Origin of the sequence: Streptomyces sp. NPDC004134, assembly GCF_042874195.1 — a bacterium.
GTDB lineage: Bacteria > Actinomycetota > Actinomycetes > Streptomycetales > Streptomycetaceae > Streptomyces.
In genome coordinates this window covers 124,360-139,861 of the sequence record NZ_JBIAMS010000005.1, presented here as the reverse complement: position 1 = coordinate 139,861, position 15,502 = coordinate 124,360, and the positions used below count along the sequence as shown (strand labels likewise).

The 15,502-nt window shown below is 71.2% G+C and carries 14 protein-coding genes and 2 tRNA genes; 6 read left to right on the top strand and 10 right to left on the bottom strand.

Going from position 1 to position 15,502, the window contains the following annotated elements:
• Positions 1 to 160 precede the first annotated feature (160 nt).
• Complete coding sequence (locus ACFYVJ_RS09385) at positions 161 to 910, bottom strand: DUF881 domain-containing protein (RefSeq protein WP_388888151.1); 750 nt, start codon at positions 908 to 910, stop codon at positions 161 to 163.
• A gap of 128 nt (positions 911 to 1,038) precedes the next feature.
• Here ACFYVJ_RS09385 and crgA point away from each other — a divergent pair, with 128 nt between their 5' ends.
• On the top strand, positions 1,039 to 1,296 hold the full coding sequence (gene crgA / locus ACFYVJ_RS09380) for a cell division protein CrgA (protein WP_347581394.1): 258 nt from the start codon (positions 1,039 to 1,041) through the stop codon (positions 1,294 to 1,296).
• A gap of 311 nt (positions 1,297 to 1,607) precedes the next feature.
• On the opposite strand, the gene ACFYVJ_RS09375 is transcribed toward crgA, so the two are convergent.
• Both ACFYVJ_RS09375 and ACFYVJ_RS09370 read right to left on the bottom strand, forming a co-directional pair.
• Positions 1,608 to 2,507: a rhomboid family intramembrane serine protease gene (locus ACFYVJ_RS09375; protein ID WP_388888148.1), complete on the bottom strand. Its 900-nt coding sequence runs from the start codon at positions 2,505 to 2,507 to the stop codon at positions 1,608 to 1,610.
• Between the two features lie 101 nt (positions 2,508 to 2,608).
• Positions 2,609 to 3,133 carry a peptidylprolyl isomerase gene (locus tag ACFYVJ_RS09370; RefSeq protein WP_101423410.1) on the bottom strand — a complete coding sequence of 175 codons (525 nt, stop codon included), beginning with the start codon at positions 3,131 to 3,133 and terminating at the stop codon, positions 2,609 to 2,611.
• Positions 3,134 to 3,315: 182 nt separating this feature from the next.
• Here ACFYVJ_RS09370 and ACFYVJ_RS09365 point away from each other — a divergent pair, with 182 nt between their 5' ends.
• Positions 3,316 to 4,140 carry a DUF5324 family protein gene (locus ACFYVJ_RS09365; RefSeq protein ID WP_388888145.1) on the top strand — a complete coding sequence of 275 codons (825 nt, stop codon included), beginning with the start codon at positions 3,316 to 3,318 and terminating at the stop codon, positions 4,138 to 4,140.
• Between the two features lie 76 nt (positions 4,141 to 4,216).
• On the opposite strand, the gene ACFYVJ_RS09360 is transcribed toward ACFYVJ_RS09365, so the two are convergent.
• The 7 genes from ACFYVJ_RS09360 to ACFYVJ_RS09330 all read right to left on the bottom strand — a co-directional run bounded on the left by ACFYVJ_RS09360 (position 4,217) and on the right by ACFYVJ_RS09330 (position 12,433).
• Positions 4,217 to 4,289: transfer RNA gene (locus ACFYVJ_RS09360), tRNA-Ala, on the bottom strand.
• Positions 4,290 to 4,380: 91 nt separating this feature from the next.
• The gene (gene pknB, locus ACFYVJ_RS09355; protein WP_388888142.1) at positions 4,381 to 6,333 is read right to left on the bottom strand and encodes a Stk1 family PASTA domain-containing Ser/Thr kinase; all 1,953 of its coding nucleotides are present in this window, start codon (positions 6,331 to 6,333) and stop codon (positions 4,381 to 4,383) included.
• A gap of 292 nt (positions 6,334 to 6,625) precedes the next feature.
• Entirely contained in the window at positions 6,626 to 8,080 is a 1,455-nt protein-coding gene (locus ACFYVJ_RS09350; RefSeq protein WP_388888139.1) for a peptidoglycan D,D-transpeptidase FtsI family protein, read from the bottom strand.
• Positions 8,077 to 9,486 carry an FtsW/RodA/SpoVE family cell cycle protein gene (locus ACFYVJ_RS09345; RefSeq protein WP_388888136.1) on the bottom strand — a complete coding sequence of 470 codons (1,410 nt, stop codon included), beginning with the start codon at positions 9,484 to 9,486 and terminating at the stop codon, positions 8,077 to 8,079. Before ACFYVJ_RS09345 ends, ACFYVJ_RS09350 begins: the two co-directional genes overlap by 4 nt.
• Before the next feature lie 22 nt (positions 9,487 to 9,508).
• Entirely contained in the window at positions 9,509 to 11,026 is a 1,518-nt protein-coding gene (locus tag ACFYVJ_RS09340) for a PP2C family protein-serine/threonine phosphatase (protein ID WP_388888133.1), read from the bottom strand.
• Between the two features lie 26 nt (positions 11,027 to 11,052).
• Positions 11,053 to 11,559 (bottom strand): FHA domain-containing protein, encoded by a 507-nt coding sequence (locus ACFYVJ_RS09335; protein ID WP_388888131.1) that lies wholly within the window; start codon positions 11,557 to 11,559, stop codon positions 11,053 to 11,055.
• A 10-nt stretch (positions 11,560 to 11,569) separates the two neighbouring features.
• Positions 11,570 to 12,433: an FhaA domain-containing protein gene (locus ACFYVJ_RS09330; RefSeq protein ID WP_388888128.1), complete on the bottom strand. Its 864-nt coding sequence runs from the start codon at positions 12,431 to 12,433 to the stop codon at positions 11,570 to 11,572.
• Between the two features lie 376 nt (positions 12,434 to 12,809).
• On the opposite strand from ACFYVJ_RS09330, the gene ACFYVJ_RS09325 reads away from it, so the two are divergent.
• The 4 genes from ACFYVJ_RS09325 (at position 12,810) to ACFYVJ_RS09310 (ending at position 15,460) form a co-directional block, all read left to right on the top strand.
• Positions 12,810 to 12,893: transfer RNA gene (locus ACFYVJ_RS09325), tRNA-Leu, on the top strand.
• Positions 12,894 to 13,339: 446 nt separating this feature from the next.
• Positions 13,340 to 13,915, top strand: a complete 576-nt coding sequence (locus ACFYVJ_RS09320; RefSeq protein WP_018840686.1) for a TerD family protein — start codon at positions 13,340 to 13,342, stop codon at positions 13,913 to 13,915.
• A 226-nt stretch (positions 13,916 to 14,141) separates the two neighbouring features.
• Entirely contained in the window at positions 14,142 to 15,029 is an 888-nt protein-coding gene (locus ACFYVJ_RS09315; RefSeq protein ID WP_388888126.1) for a hypothetical protein, read from the top strand.
• An 86-nt stretch (positions 15,030 to 15,115) separates the two neighbouring features.
• On the top strand, positions 15,116 to 15,460 hold the full coding sequence (locus tag ACFYVJ_RS09310; protein ID WP_388888123.1) for a rhodanese-like domain-containing protein: 345 nt from the start codon (positions 15,116 to 15,118) through the stop codon (positions 15,458 to 15,460).
• The last annotated feature ends 42 nt before the right edge of the window (positions 15,461 to 15,502 follow it).

Here is a 15,502-nt window from a genome sequence, read left to right as displayed (position 1 = left end):
TGCCGCTGCCTTCGCGTGGCCTGTCCGCGGCCCGTGTGCGGCCCGCGTGTGGCCTTGCGCCGCTGCCGAATTCGTCCGTACGAGTCACCAGACTAACGACACGTGCCCCGCGAAGCGGCGGGCTTCGCCCGCGTCACCGGCCGGGGGGACGTGGGAGTGGTCACTCCACCGGGCGGGCGTGGTGCAGGCCGACGGTGCCGGAGTAGCCGGGCAGCGTCACCGAGTCGTGCCGGTCGACCTCGTAGCCGAGGCCGTACGCCTCGACGTAGCGCAGATAGTTCTGCACCGCGGGCTCCGCGTCCAGGGCCGCCTGGAGATCCTGCCGGTCGCCGACCGCGGTGATCTTGTACGGGGGTGAGTACACCCGGCCCTGGAGGATCAGGGTGTTGCCGACGCAGCGCACCGCGCTGGTGGAGATCAGCCGCTGGTCCATGACCCGGATGCCCTCCGCGCCGCCCGCCCACAGGGCGTTGACGACGGCCTGCAGATCCTGCTGGTGCACGACGAGGGTGTCCGGCGTGGGGTCGGGCACGCCGGGGATGAGCGCGGTGGCGTCCGGCGGGGCGTCGGTGAGTGTCACCGTGAGCCCGGCGCCGTCGACCTCGGTGGCCCCGGCCGCCCGCTCCGCCTCCCGGAGCTCCTTGCCGGGGGCGGTGCCGGCGCCGTGGTCGCGCTCGGCGAGGGAGTCGACGTCCTCGCGGAGCGAGGCGTTGCCGCCGTCGAGGCGCTGGTTGGCGCGGTCGCGCTCGTAGATGAGGTCGGTGAGCCGGAGCATGGAGTCGTCGGTGCGCAGGTTGGTGCCCTGCGCGGTGTTGAAGCTGGTCCAGAAGATCAGCCCGGCGAGGGCGAAGGCGGCGAAGGTGAACAGCCGTGCGGGCCTGATACGGAGCCGCTGTGCGGAATTGGTCACCGTACCCTTGTCTCCTTACCCCCGGTGGAAGGACTACGCTAACGGACACGCCCGGGGAAGGAGCCGCCCCCGCGGCTCGGGGCCTCCCCGTCAGGCCCGCAACCGCAGCGTCGACAGGAGAGTCTCTCGTGCCGAAGTCACGGATCCGCAAGAAGGCCGATTACACCCCGCCGCCGGCGAAGTCGGGCGAGTTCAAGCTCTCCGGCACCGGCAGGAGCTGGGTGGCGCCGCTGATGCTGGCGCTGTTCGTGATCGGACTCGCCTGGATCGTCGTGTTCTACGTGACCACCGGGGACCTGCCGCTCGAAGCGATCGGCAACTGGAACATCGTGGTCGGCTTCGGCTTCATCCTCGCGGGGTTCGTCGTCTCCACGCAGTGGAAGTAGCCGCCGCCACGCCCTCGCGGCCCGCCGCGGGCAGAGTTATCCACAGGTCATCCACATGCTGTGCAGAAAGCAGAAGATCTGTGGATAACCTCAGTGGCATTGACGCCGGTCCGACCGCGGTACACCGTCCGGACCAGCGGTGATTCCGCAGCCTGCCAAGGAAAACGCAGGGGTGTTCGATATCGAACGGCTGTCCCCACGGTACGCACAGGATCGCTGACTACCTGTGGACAACTCCGGGCGTGGCTGCTTGCCCCACCCCTCTCAACGCGGCTGCGGCCCGGAGGTTACGTGGCCCGCCGCGGCGGGTCCTAGGTCAGTTGCAGGGTGCGGATCACGACCACCGCGACGATCGCCAGCAGCGCCGCCGCCGCCACCGCCCGCTGCACCAGGACCCGCTTGTCGCGGGGCGCGTGCACGAACCCGTACGCGACGGCCGTGCCGATCACCAGCCCGCCGATGTGGCCCTGCCAGGCGATGCCCGACCAGGTGAAGGTGAAGACCAGGTTGATCGCCAGCAGCACGAGCACGGGCCGCATGTCGTAGTTCATCCGGCGCATCAGCACCGCGGTGGCGCCGAAGAGGCCGAAGATGGCGCCGGAGGCGCCGAGGGCGGCGTCGTTGGGCGCGGCGACCAGATAGAACAGCGCGCTGCCGCCGAGGCCGGAGAGCAGGTAGAGCGTGACGAACCGCAGCCGGCCGAGCGCCGCCTCCAGCGGCGGCCCGAGGAACCACAGCGCCAGCATGTTCAGCACGATGTGGGCGACTTCCTCGTGCAGGAAGACGGAGCTGAGCAGCCGGTAGTACTGCCCCTCCGCGACGCCTTCGAGCGGCCCGCCGAAGGAGAAGATCGCCTTCCCGACGAGGAGCATCGGGTCGCTGACCCGGTCGCCGCCGGTGAGCACGGCGAGGAAGACCGCGAGGTTGAGACCAAGGATGATCTTGGTGATGAGCCGCGGGTCCTCCGACATGACGCCGCCCGCGAGCGTACGGGGAGCGGCGGCGCGCGGCGCGGTGCCCGTACCCGAGCCGCCGCGGACGCAGTCGGGGCACTGGAAGCCGACCGACGCGCTTATCATGCACTCCGGGCAGATGGGCCGGTCGCAGCGGACGCAGCGCACGCCGGTCTCCCGGTCCGGGTGCCGGTAGCAGCCCGGCAGCCCGCTGTCCTCGGCCGGTCTCTCCGCCCCTCCCGGCGCCTGGTCCGTCATTGCCCCGCGTCCCCTCTGGTTCTCCGCACGCCCCGCCCCGCACTCCCGCCCGTCGACTACCTGCTGGTGGTACGACGGGCGGGGCGCTCAGGTTCCCGGGGTCAGCGGCGTGTGATCTCCACGGACTCGATGACCACGTCCTTCTCGGGGCGGTCGGCCCGCTTCGTCCGGACGGCCGCGATCTCGTCGACGACCTTCTTGCCGGCCTCGTCGGCGACCTCACCGAAGATGGTGTGCTTGCCGGTCAGCCAGGCGGTGGGCGCCACGGTGATGAAGAACTGCGAGCCGTTGGTGCCGGGCCCGGCGTTCGCCATCGCCAGCAGGTACGGGCGGTCGAAGGCCAGGTCCGGGTGGAACTCGTCACCGAACTCGTAGCCGGGGCCGCCGGTGCCGTTGCCCAGCGGGTCACCGCCCTGGATCATGAAGCCGCTGATGACGCGGTGGAACACGGTGCCGTCGTACAGACGCTCGGTGGAGACCTTGCCCGTCGCCGGGTGGGTCCACTCGCGCTCGCCGGTGGCGAGCCCGACGAAGTTCTGCACCGTCTTCGGCGCGTGGTTCGGCAGGAGCTTCACCTCGATGTCGCCGTGGTTCGTCTTCAGGGTGGCGTAGAGCTGCTCGGCCACGATGTGCCTTCCTTACGGATTCATTTGCGTCCCCCGATCCTCGCACGCCCGCCCGGGCGATCCCCAGCCTCCTGCCAAGTGACCGGCGTGACATAACATGCTTAAACGGTTGAATCCGGGCATGATCTGTACGCAGGTGAACAGGCGCACAGTGCCACCCGTCCCGTACGAAGGAGAGATCCGTGACCCGCAAGAACGGTGCGCGCACGGCCACTGACACGGCGAAGCAGAGCGTGCAGCAGGCGGCCGAGGCGGTGGCGCCGTACGCCGCCACCGCCAGGGACCAGTGCGCCCACATGGCGCACGAGGCGCTGGAGCGCTTCCGCCCGATGGTCTCCGACATGGCCGCGAACGCCCAGGTGGCCTACGGCGCCCACCTGGAGCCCCAGGTACGGAAGGTGCGCGAGGCGGTGCCCGGCGAGCTGGACAGGACCGCCTCCGACGTGGCCCGCCGGGCACGCGAGGCGGCGGCGTACGCCGCCCCGCGCGTCCTGGGCGCCGCGGCGGCGACGAAGGCCGCGGCGGTCGCGACGAAGGCCGCCGCGGGCCCGGCGACCAGGCAGGCAGCCGCCCGCGGCACCGCGGCGCTGTCGGCGCTGCGCGGCGAGGTGAGCCCGGCGGAGATCGACCGGCTGGCGCGCAGGCGGCACCGCCGCGCGGTCGTCGGCCGTACGGTCAAGCGCACCGCCGTCGTCGGCGCCCTCGGCGCCGCGGCGGTCGTCGCCTGGCGCTGGTGGGACCGCCAGGTCAACCCGGACTGGATGGTCGAACCCCCGGAGGCCACGGAACCCGGCGGCGACGCCTCCACCACCCGGATCGTCGACGACACCGAGTACATGGACCGCGAGACCCGCATCGACCGCGCCGACGCCGGCCGGGACTTGGACGCCCAGGCCCGCCAGGCGGCGGCGGACATGGATGCCGAGGGCGGCGGCACGGCCCGCTCGGAGGCGGGTGAGCCCACGGACACCGGCCGCGCGTACTACGAACGCGAGGACGACCTCTGACGGCGAAGGACGAACGCCCCCCGGAAGATCCCTTCCGGGGGGCGTCCGCATGCGTCCGGTCTGCTGTGCAGGTCCGTGGAGCCTAGGAGAGTCGAACTCCTGACATCTGCCATGCAAAGACAGCGCTCTACCAACTGAGCTAAGGCCCCGAAGCGGCCCCCAGCCTACCCGCTCGGCGGGGGCGCTCGCATCGCGCTGATCTAGCGGCCGGGGGCCGGCCGGGAGCCGGCTCCGAGCCCCCTAGTCCTGCTCGCCCGGCCGCGTGACCAGGTTCACAGTGCTGCCGGGCTCCACCTCGGTCCCCGGCGGCGGGTCGTGGGTCACGATGACCGCGGCGTCGTCCGAGGGGACGCCGGGGATGAAGCCGACGACCAGGCCCATGCCCTCCAACTGGGCCTTCGCCTCCCCGACGGTCTTGTTGACCAGGTCCGTCGGCACCGTCAGCGTCTCCGGCTCGTCCGGCTCGATGGCGACCGTCACCGTGACCGTGTCGCCCTCCGTGGCCGCCGTGCCGCCCTCCGGGCTCTGCGCGACGACCGTCTCCGGGGCGGCGTCGGCCGTCTGCTGGTCGGTGCGCGCGACGACGAAGCCCTGGCCCTCCAGGGTCGACTTCGCGTCCTCGTACGACAGGTCGATGACCCGCGGGATGTTGATCGTCGCCGGCTCCGTCTCCTCCGGCTCGATCGCGACGGTGAGCGTGACGAGGGAGCCCTTCTTGGCCTTGGTCTCGCCCTCGGGGTCCTGGTTCAGGACCTGCCCCTCCGGCTCGCTGGACTCCTGCTCCTCCTGCTCGACGTCGAAGCCCGCCTCTCGCAGGGTGTCCTCGGCCTCGTCGGCGTCGATGCCCGTCACGTCCGGGACGGTGACCTGCTGGGCGCTCGAGCCCTTGGAGACGACCGCCGTGACCGTCGAGCCGCGGTCGACGTCCTCGCCGGCCGCCGGGTCGGTGCTGCACACCGTGCCCTTGGGCTGGTCGCAGCGCTCCTCGCCGGACTTGGTCAGGGTGAGCTTGACGTTGCTCATGGAGTTCTGGGCGTCCGCGAACTTCTCGCCGACGACGTCCGGCACCTTGACCGGGTCCGCCCCCTGGTCGCCGAAGATGGACTTGCCGATGAAGATGGCGCCCACGAGCACCAGGATGCCGGCGAGGATCAGCAGCACCGTCGACGTCGCGCCGCTGCGCTTCTGCTGCCGGCGGCGGCCCTGGCCGCGGTCGTCGTAGCCCATGCCGCCGTCGTCGTCCCGGGCGGGCGGCAGCATCGAGGTGCCGTAGCCGTTCTGCGGGGTCATGGCGGTGGTCGGGTTGTCGCCGCCGTAGCCGACGGCGCCCATCGCGGCGGCCGCCGCGACGGGCAGGCCCTCCAGCGCGGCGTCGATGTCGGCGCGCATCTCGTCGGCGCTCTGGTACCGGTAGTCCGGGTCCTTGACGAGCGCCTTCATCACGATGGCGTCCATCTCGGGCGTGACCTCGGGGTCGAACGTGCTCGGCGGCGGCGCCTCCTCGCGTACGTGCTGGTACGCCACCGCCACCGGGGAGTCGCCGACGAACGGCGGCCGGCCGGTCAGCAGCTCGTACAGCAGGCAGCCCGTCGAGTACAGGTCGGAGCGGGCGTCGACCTGCTCGCCCTTGGCCTGCTCGGGGGAGAGGTACTGCGCGGTGCCGATGACCGCCGCGGTCTGCGTCATCGTCATGCCGGAGTCGCCCATCGCCCGGGCGATGCCGAAGTCCATGACCTTGACCTGGCCGGTGCGCGTCAGCATGACGTTCGCCGGCTTGATGTCGCGGTGGACGATGCCGCTGCGGTGCGAGTACTCCAGGGCCTGGAGGATGCCGGTGCACATCTCCAGCGTGCGCTCGGGCAGCAGCTTGCGCCCGGAGTGCAGCAGCTCGCGCAGCGTGGAGCCGTCGACGTACTCCATCACGATGTACGGGATGGAGACGCTGTCGATGTAGTCCTCGCCGGTGTCGTACACGGCGACGATGGCGGGGTGGTTCAGGGAGGCGGCGGACTGGGCCTCGCGGCGGAAGCGGGCCTGGAACGAGGGGTCGCGGGCCATGTCGGCACGCAGCGTCTTGACCGCGACCGTACGGCCGAGGCGGGTGTCGTGGGCGAGGTACACCTCGGCCATCCCGCCGCGGCCGAGCACCTGGCCCAGCTCGTACCGCCCGCCGAGGCGACGCGGCTCTTCCATAGCTTCTCCCAGCCCTCTTCCGTTCCTGCTCCCGTACCGAAGTGGAGCCTCGGCACGGGGTGTCCGGCTCGTGCTGCTCGGCATACCGTACCGGGCGCGGATGACACCGTTCGGGCCAGACCGTCAGCCGATATCCGACCGGTATCCGACCGCTATCGGGTGACGCCGCGCACCTGCTCCGCGGTTCCCCTCATGCGGTCACTTTTCCCGGCACTCCCCCCGGGTGACATCCCCCGCCGCTCCACCTCTCACCCTTTCGTTCCCCGCCTGCGTCCCGCTTGCGCGCGGTCCGCTACCGCCCGAGACCGGCTTCCATGACGCTCTTGGCGATCGGCGCCGCGACGCCGCCACCGGAGATGTCGTCGCGGTTCGCGCTCGCGTCCTCGACGACGACGGCGACGGCGATCTGCTTGTCGCTGTCGGGGTCCTTGGCGTACGAGATGAACCAGGCGTACGGCAGGTCGCGGTTGTCGATGCCGTGCTGCGCGGTACCCGTCTTGCCGCCGACGGTGGCCCCGTCGATCTTGGCGTTGGAGCCCGTGCCCTCGTTGACGACGGTCTCCATCATCTGCTGCATCTTCTGCGCGTTCTCGCCGGACAGCGGCTCGCTCAGCGTCTGCGGCTGCGTCACCTCGATGTCGTTGAGGTTCGGCGCGACCAGCTTCTCGACCATGTACGGCTTCATCAGCTCGCCGTCGTTGGCGACGGCCGAGGCGACCATCGCCATCTGCAGCGGCGTCGCGCGGTTGGACGCCTGGCCGATGCCGCCCATGGCGTTCTGCGGGCGGTCCATCTCCGGGTAGATGCTCTCGGCGGCGCGGACCGGGGTGTCCAGCTCGGAGTTGCCGAAACCGAACTTCTCGGACATCTCGATCATGCCCTCGTTGCCGACCTTGTCGCTGATCATCGCGTAGACCGAGTTGCAGGACCACTGCAGCGCCTCGCGCAGGGTGGCGTCCTTGCACACGCCCTTGACCTCGTTGCCCAGGGTGTTGGTCGACAGCGGCAGCTTGTACGTCTCGGGGGCGCCGGTCGGCTCGTCCATGTCGTACTCGCCGCTCTCCAGCGCCGCCGCGGCGGTGACGACCTTGTACGTCGAACCGGGCGGGTACGTCTCGCGCAGCGCCCGGTTGAGCATCGGCTTGTCCTTGTCCTTGTTCAGCGCGACCCAGTTGTCCGAGTCCTTGTTGGAGTTGCCCGCGAAGGAGGAGGGGTCGTAGCTGGGACTGCTGGCCAGGCCGAGGATCGCGCCGGTCTCCGGGTCGATGGCGGCGACGGCGCCCTTGCGGTCGCCCAGACCCTCGAACGCGGCCTTCTGCACGTTCGCGTCGAGGGTGGTGACGACGTTGCCGCCCTTCTTGTCCTTGCCGGTGATCATGTCGATCGTGCGGTTGAAGAACAGCCGGTCGTCGTTGCCGGTGAGGATGCCGTCGTTCAGCGCCTCCAACTGGTTGGCGCCGAACGCCTGGGACGCGTAGCCGGTGACGGGGGCCCACAGGGGGCCGTCCTTGTAGGTGCGCTTGTACTTGAAGTCGCTGCCCGAGGTCTCGGCCGAGCCGGTGATCGCCTTGTCGCCGACGATGATGTTGCCCCGGGGGTGGGCGTAGCGCTCGATGGCCACGCGCCGGTTGTCCTCGTGGTTGCGCAGCTCGTCGGCCTCGACGAACTGGATCCAGTTGACCCGGACGAGCAGGGCTATCACCAGCAGGCCGCAGAAGACGGCGACGCGGCGGAGCGGCTTGTTCATGTGCGTACCACCTGGGTCATCTCGGCGTCGGGCGAAGGTGCGGGCGCCGGTGCCGGCCTGCGCGCGGTGTCGCTGATGCGCAGCAGGATCGCGACCAGTGCCCAGTTGGCGATGACCGAGGAGCCACCCTGGGCGAGAAACGGCATCGTCATGCCGGTCAGCGGGATGAGCGCGGTGACGCCGCCGGCGACCACGAAGCACTGCAGCGCGAACGCGCCGGAGAGGCCGACCGCGAGCAGCTTGCCGAACGGGTCGCGGGCCGCGAGGGCCGTGCGCATGCCGCGCTCGATGAGGAGCCCGTAGAGGACGACGATCGCCATCAGGCCGGTCAGGCCCAGCTCCTCGCCGACGGTGGCGAGGATGTAGTCGCTCTTGGTGGCGATGCCGCCGATGAGGCGCGAGAAGCCCTGGCCGAGGCCGGAGCCGAAGAGGCCGCCGGAGCCGAAGGAGTACATCGCCTGCGCGGTCTCGGTCACCCCGTCGTTGACGGGGCTGCGCGCCAGCGGGTTCAGCCAGTTGTCGACGCGGTCGCCGATGTGGCTGTTGAAGGAGGCCACGCTGACCGCGCCGAGTGCGGACAGCAGCAGGCCGAAGACGATCCAGCTCGTGCGCTCCGTGGCCACGTAGAGCATGATCACGAACAGACCGAAGAAGAGCAGCGAGGTGCCGAGGTCGGTCTCGAAGACCAGGATCATGAGGCTGAGGCCCCAGATCACCAGGATCGGGCCGAGGTCGCGGCCGCGCGGCAGGTACAGCCCCATGAAGCGGCGGCTGGCCAGCGCCAGCGCGTCCCGCTTGACCATCAGGTAGCCGGCGAAGAAGACCGCGATGACGATCTTCGCGAACTCACCGGGCTGCAGCGAGCCGAGGCCCGGGATGCGGATCCAGATGCGGGCGCCGTTCACGTTCGCGCCCAGGCCGGGCACCATCGGCATGATGAGCAGGACCAGCGCCGCGGCCATGGAGATGTACGTGTAACGCTGCAGGACCCGGTGGTCCTTGAGGAAGAGCAGCACGACGACGAAGAGCCCGACGCCGACCGCGGACCACATGAGCTGGCCGGGGGCCATCGGGCCGCCGAGGGCGGGCGTGGTGAGCGAAGGCTCCTGGTCGAGGCGCCAGATCAGCACCAGGCCGAGGCCGTTGAGAAGGGTGGCGATCGGCAGCAGCAGCGGATCGGAGTACGGGGCGAACTTCCGTACCACCAGGTGCGCGACGGCGGCCAGGCAGCCGAGGCCCGCCGCGTAGCCGAGGACGCCGGCGGGGACGGTGTCCTCCTTCGCCAGGCCCACGTTGATGTACGCGAAGACCGGGATCAGTACGGCGAAGACGAGCATCGCCAGCTCTGTGTTGCGCCGACTGGGCGCAGCCACCGAACTGATGGTGCTGGTGTGGCTGCTGCTCATGTGCGGTCCGCCCCCCAACGGGTTATTGGTTCGGGCACTGCCTCGCCAGTTTCTGCTCTTCCTCGGTCAACGAGGCTCCGGGTGCCGGCGACTCGGCCTTCTCGTCCCCCGCCTTGTCGCCGGCCTTGTCCGCTGCGTCGCCCTGCTTGTCGGGGTTCTGCTTCTCCTGCTCCTGCTGCCGCCGCTCGTCCTCCTGCGCGCGGGAGTCGGCGGCCTTGGCCTCCGCGACCGTACGGCAGACGGCGGCCTGCTCCTGGAGGTCGGCCACCTTCGCCTGGGCGTCGCCGAGGCTCTCCTCGGCGATGTTGTCCTCGACGCGCTTCTGCTGGTACGTGGGGAGGTACTTGAGCTCGATGTCCGGGTGGTCCTGGTGGACGGAGGACAGGCTCATCCAGGCGAGCTTCTGGTCGATGCCCTGGTACACGGCGACGTGGTCGTCCTTCGTGCCCACGTAGTACTGGGACTGGGTCCAGTCGTACGCCTTGTAGCCGCCGAACCCCAGCCCGCCGAGGACCACGGCGAGCAGCAGCCCGCGCTTGAGCCACTTGAAGCGGGGCGGGGCCTTGACGAAGTCCTCGTCGTTGTACGACAGCCCGTACGGGTCGCCGGCGTCGCCCGCCGGGCCGAAGCCGCCGGCCTGCGGCGGCGTGGGCCGGCCGAGGCCCGCGGCGCGGGCGGCCGGGGTCTGCATGCCGGCGGTGTCGATCTGGTGCTGGTTCTCGGCGACGGCGCCGACGACCAGGGGGGCGTCGTTGAGCCGGCCGGCCATGGTGTCGTCGTCGGCGGCGTCCAGGACGTCGGCGATGATGACGGTGATGTTGTCCGGGCCGCCGCCGCGCAGCGCCAGCTCGATCAGCTCCTGCACCGTCTCCTGCGGCCCGGCGTAGCCGGCGAGGGTGTTCTCCATCGTCTCGTGGCTGACCACGGACGACAGGCCGTCGGAGCAGACCAGGTAGCGGTCGCCGGCGCGCACCTCGCGGATGGACAGGTCGGGCTCGACCTGGTCGCCGCTGCCGAGCGCGCGCATGAGCAGCGAGCGCTGCGGGTGGGTGGTCGCCTCCTCCTCGGTGATGCGGTTCTCGTCGACGAGCCGCTGCACCCAGGTGTGGTCCTTGGTGATCTGTGTCAGCGCACCGTCGCGCAGCAGGTACGCGCGGGAGTCGCCGACGTGCACGAGGCCCAGCCGCTGGCCCGTCCAGAGCAGGGCCGTGAGCGTGGTGCCCATGCCCTCCAGGCGCGGGTCCTCCTCGACCATGCGGCGCAGCCGGTCGTTGGCGTGCTCCACGGTCGTACCGAGGGCGGTGAGCAGGTCGGAGCCCGGGACGTCCTCGTCCAGGGCGACCATGACGGAGATGACCTCGGAGCTGGCCACCTCGCCGGCGGCCTGGCCGCCCATGCCGTCGGCGATGGCGAGCAGCCGGGGACCGGCGTAGCCGGAGTCCTCGTTGTGATCACGGATCATGCCCTCGTGCGACCCGGCGGCGAAGCGCAGAGAGAGGCTCATGCGCACCTCGCCGGTCGGCTCCGGGTACATCCGCATGGTGCCCGCCCTCCGGTCATGGTCTTCTACTTCCGCAGCTCGATGACGGTCTTGCCGATCCGGATCGGTGCGCCGGGCGGGATCGGCACCGGCGAGGTGAGCCGGGACCGGTCGAGGTAGGTGCCGTTGGTGGACCCGAGGTCCTCCACGATCCAGCGCCCGTCACGGTCCGGATAGATCCTGGCATGCCGCGAGGAGGCGTAGTCGTCGTCCAGCACGATTGTCGAATCGTGGGCCCGTCCCAGGGTGATGGTCTGCCCCTGCAGGGTGACGGTGGTGCCGGTGAGCGACCCCTCGGTGACCACGAGTTTGGTCGGGGCCCCGCGCTGCCCCCGGCGCCCGCCGCGTCCGCCCCTGGCGTCCTGCGGCGGCGCCTGCGGCCGCGGTGGCGGCCGGTCCTGGGCGGCCGCCGCCCGCCGGGTGACCCGGGTGCCGAACAGGTCGCTGCGGATGACCTGTACGGCGACGATGACGAACAGCCACAGTACGGCGAGGAAACCCAGCCGCATGACCGTCAGGGTCAGCTCTGACATCGGCCCCGCTTCACCCTTCTTGCCGGTAGAGGACGGTGGTGTTGCCCACGCGGATGCGTGAGCCGTCGCGGAGCGTAGCGCGCTGGGTGTGCTGGTCGTCCACCACGATGCCGTTCGTGGACCCGAGATCCTGCACCATCGCGCCGCCGTCGAAGGTACGGATCTCGGCGTGCCGGCGGGAGACGCCGGGGTCGTCGATCCGCACGTCGGCTTCCGTGCTGCGCCCCAGGACCAGCGACTGCCTGGTCATCTGGTGGCGTACGCCGTTGATCTCCAGCCAGTGGCGCAGCCGGCGCGCGCCGCCGGGCGGTGCTCCGGCGGGGGCTCCGCCGGGCGGTCCCGGCGGCGGGCCCGCGGGCATGGGCGGCGGCTGGTGCTGCGGCGGGCGGCCGTAGGCGGCGTAGTCGCTCGGCTGGGAGCCGTAGGTGCCGGGGCCGGCGGGTCCGGGCGGCGCGGTGGGCGCACCGCCGGGGCGGCCCCGTGCGGGCGCCTGGGAGTGGCTGCCGGCCAGGGTGCGGCTGCGGATCCGGTAGAGGCCGGTGTCGAGGTCCTCCGCCTTCTCCAGGTGCACCTTTATCGGGCCCATGAAGGTGTAGCGCTGCTGCTGGGCGTAGTCGCGGACCATCGCGGCCAGCTCCTCGCCGAGCTGGCCGGAGTAGGGAGCGAGCCGGTCGTAGTCGGGGGCGCTCAGCTCCACGATGAAGTCGTTGGGCACGACGGTGCGCTCACGGTTCCAGATCGTGGCGTTGTTGTCGCACTCGCGCTGCAGGGCGCCGGCGATCTCCACCGGCTGCACCTCGGACTTGAACACCTTGGCGAAGGTGCCGTTGACGAGACCCTCGAGACGCTGCTCGAAGCGCTTGAGTACTCCCACGGGGCACCTCCTCTCCTACGGGCCTTCCCGCCGGGCCCTCGAACATGCTGCTCGAAACTGCACGCTGATCGTATCCACGCGCGGGGGAATGGACTGGTTCCCGGTCCCCGCCGCCGGTACGCGGTGTCCTCTCTCACATCTGTCTCGCACCTGTCGGGACGACCGGCCCGGCCGGTCGTCCCGCCCTGCTCCACCACCGTCCGCCCAGGCGTCCCCTGGGATGGTACGGGCGGCTCCTCCCAGTGTCCCGCACCAGCGGCCTCGAGCGGCCTCGGTGCGGGCAAATCGGATGTGATTCGGGCCCGGACCGCGTGCTAGTCTTCCTGACGTCAGCACGACGCCGGGGCGGCCTTCAGTCGCGTACGGCACACCCTTTGCGCGGGTGGCGGAATAGGCAGACGCGCTGGATTCAGGTTCCAGTGTCCGAAAGGACGTGGGGGTTCAACTCCCCCCTCGCGCACACAGAAGCATCGACGGAAGGTGCCTGGCCCGGGTGACGCAAGTCACCGGTGCGGGGAGCCTTCCGTCGTTTCGTTGTGCGCCCGGCACCCCGCGCTTATCGCGGGTGCGGCCGGCCGGGGAGCCCGGACGCGTATGCACTCTTTTCCGGCAGGACGGCGCCGGTCGGCGATGTGTGAAACGGTTGAGGGGAGCGTCGGGCCGCCGCGGGGCGGCCCGGGTCTGGTTTCACGTGAAACGCCCGGACGGCGTAACGCGCCGCCCGGGGGGTTCCGGGGCGATCGGCGAAGGTGGTAGACCCGAGGGCACGAGGTCCGATTCGTCGCCGTACGCTGGCGGGAACCGGGGTCCCGGGGTGCTCGTTGCACCGATGGGTGCCACGGTCAGCCGGGCCCAGCAATGTTCGTCAAGCGGCGCGGCCCGCGCCGGATTGGGGCAGGGTAAGTCATGGGTGTCAGCCTCGCTAAGGGTGGAAACGTCTCGCTGACGAAGGAGGCGCCGGGTCTCACCGCCGTCATCGTCGGTCTCGGCTGGGACGTGCGTACCACCACCGGCTCGGACTTCGACCTCGACGCCAGCGCGCTGCTGCTCGGCGCCGACGGGAAGGTCCTCTCGGACCAGCACTTCATCTTCTTCAACAACCTCAAGAGCCCCGACGGCTCCGTCGAGCACACCGGTGACAACCTCACCGGTGAGGGCGAGGGTGACGACGAGCAGGTGAAGGTGAACCTCGCGGGCGTGCCCGCCGAGATCGAGAAGATCAGCTTCCCGGTGTCGATCTACGAGGCCGAGAGCCGCCAGCAGAGCTTCGGCCAGGTGCGCAACGCGTTCATCCGCGTCGTCAACCAGGCCGACAACAACGAGATCGCCCGCTACGACCTCAGCGAGGACGCCTCGACCGAGACCGCCATGGTCTTCGGCGAGCTGTACCGCAACGGGGCCGAGTGGAAGTTCCGCGCCGTGGGCCAGGGCTACGCCTCGGGGCTGCGCGGCATCGCGCAGGACTTCGGCGTCAACGTCTGAGTCAACGTCCGAGCCGGTGACGGCTCTTGAGGCGGTGGTTCCGCGGACCCCCGGGCCCGCGGCCCTCCCGCCCTGCCCGATCAGCGGACCGGCGACGGCACAGCCGTCGCCGGTCTCGCCGTTTCCGGGCCCGACCGCGGCGGAGGCGGTGCGGGGCCGTATGCGGCGGGCCACACCTGGCGGAACCGGCCGTCCCGCCCGGAGGCCCACCCCGTACGCTGGCGGCGTGACGGAACCCGCGGAGCCCGACGAGCAGACGCCCCCCGACGACGAGCACGCGCGCGCCGACGGCACAGGAAGCGGCGGCGAGCACGCCAAGGACGCGGACGGCGGCGCGGAGACCGGCGCCGAGCGGCTGGAGCGCGCCGTACGGGCCGCGGAGCAGGCCCTCATCGAGTTCGAGGTGGCCGTCGAGACGTTCCGTATCGAGGTCGACAACTTCTCCCGGCTGCACCACCAGCGGCTCGGCCCCATGTACAGCCGCCTCGACGAGCTGGACGCCCTCATCGCCGAGGCCAGGGCCGAGCGGACCGGCGACCCGGAGGACAAGCGCCGGGCCGACGAGGCGCGGGCGCTGGTGATGCCGATGCCCGGCGTCGAGGAACTGTTCGGCGGCTGGCTCGACTCCGACGGTCTCTCGCCGGAGGCCGCCGACATGCTCACCGGCCGGCCGGTGTCGCCGCCGCCGCGGGTGCGGCCCAGCGAGGAGGCCCGCCGGCTCTACCGCGAGCTGGCCCGCATGGCGCACCCCGACCTCGCCCAGGACGAGCACGAGTCGGACCGGCGCAGCGCTTTCATCGCCCGGGTGAACATCGCGTACGCCTCCGGGGACGTCGAGGCGCTGACCGCGCTCAAGGCGGAGTGGCAGGCCGGGCCCGCGCCCGAGGAGCCCCGCCGCAGCCGGGCGGAGGAGCTGTACGCGCGGCTGGAGTGGCTGTCGCAGCGCAAGGAGCTGCTGGTGTCGGTCGCGAAGCAGTTGGAGGAGGGCGCGATCGGGCAGATGCTGAAGCTGGCCCCCGACGACCCTGACCGGCTGCTGGAGGAGATCGCCGAGGAGCTGCTGGCGCGGGTGTCGGAGAAGGAAGCGGCGCTCGCGGAGCTGGCGCACGGCTGAGCCGGGGCGGGACGGAGCCGGGGCCGGGACGGGCGGCGACGCGGGGAGCGCGGGGGCACCGGGCGGCGGTCCGGTAGCGTCGGGGCATGAGCTTTGGTCACGTACCCACGGTCGGCATCGACGAGCTGACGGAGGCCGCCTTCCTCCTGGACGTCCGCGAGGACGACGAGTGGCAGGCCGGTCACGCCGAGGGCGCCCTGCATGTCCCGATGAGCCAGTTCGCCGCGCGCTACGGCGAGGTGACCGAGGCGGCGCCGCAGGACGGCCGGATCAACGTGATCTGCCGCTCCGGCGGGCGCTCGGCGCAGGTGGCGATGTACCTCGTGCAGCAGGGGATGGACGCCGTCAACGTCGCCGGGGGCATGGAGGCGTGGGCCGCCGCCGGGCGGCCGGTCGTGGACGACAAGGGCGCCGCGGGGCACGTGCTCTGACACGGCCCGCGGCCGCGGTCGCGGCTACGGCCGCGGCCCGTC

What these genes read in the sequence shown, in the direction of transcription:
- ACFYVJ_RS09310 (WP_388888123.1), top strand. Translation starts at nt 15,116, where the DNA reads ATGAGCTTTGGTCACGTACCCACGGTCGGCATCGACGAGCTGACGGAG.
- ACFYVJ_RS09320 (WP_018840686.1), top strand. Translation starts at nt 13,340, where the DNA reads ATGGGTGTCAGCCTCGCTAAGGGTGGAAACGTCTCGCTGACGAAGGAG.
- pknB (WP_388888142.1), bottom strand. Translation starts at nt 6,333, where the DNA reads ATGGAAGAGCCGCGTCGCCTCGGCGGGCGGTACGAGCTGGGCCAGGTG.
- ACFYVJ_RS09335 (WP_388888131.1), bottom strand. Translation starts at nt 11,559, where the DNA reads ATGTCAGAGCTGACCCTGACGGTCATGCGGCTGGGTTTCCTCGCCGTA.
- ACFYVJ_RS09350 (WP_388888139.1), bottom strand. Translation starts at nt 8,080, where the DNA reads ATGAACAAGCCGCTCCGCCGCGTCGCCGTCTTCTGCGGCCTGCTGGTG.
- ACFYVJ_RS09375 (WP_388888148.1), bottom strand. Translation starts at nt 2,507, where the DNA reads ATGACGGACCAGGCGCCGGGAGGGGCGGAGAGACCGGCCGAGGACAGC.
- ACFYVJ_RS09340 (WP_388888133.1), bottom strand. Translation starts at nt 11,026, where the DNA reads ATGCGGATGTACCCGGAGCCGACCGGCGAGGTGCGCATGAGCCTCTCT.
- ACFYVJ_RS09345 (WP_388888136.1), bottom strand. Translation starts at nt 9,486, where the DNA reads ATGAGCAGCAGCCACACCAGCACCATCAGTTCGGTGGCTGCGCCCAGT.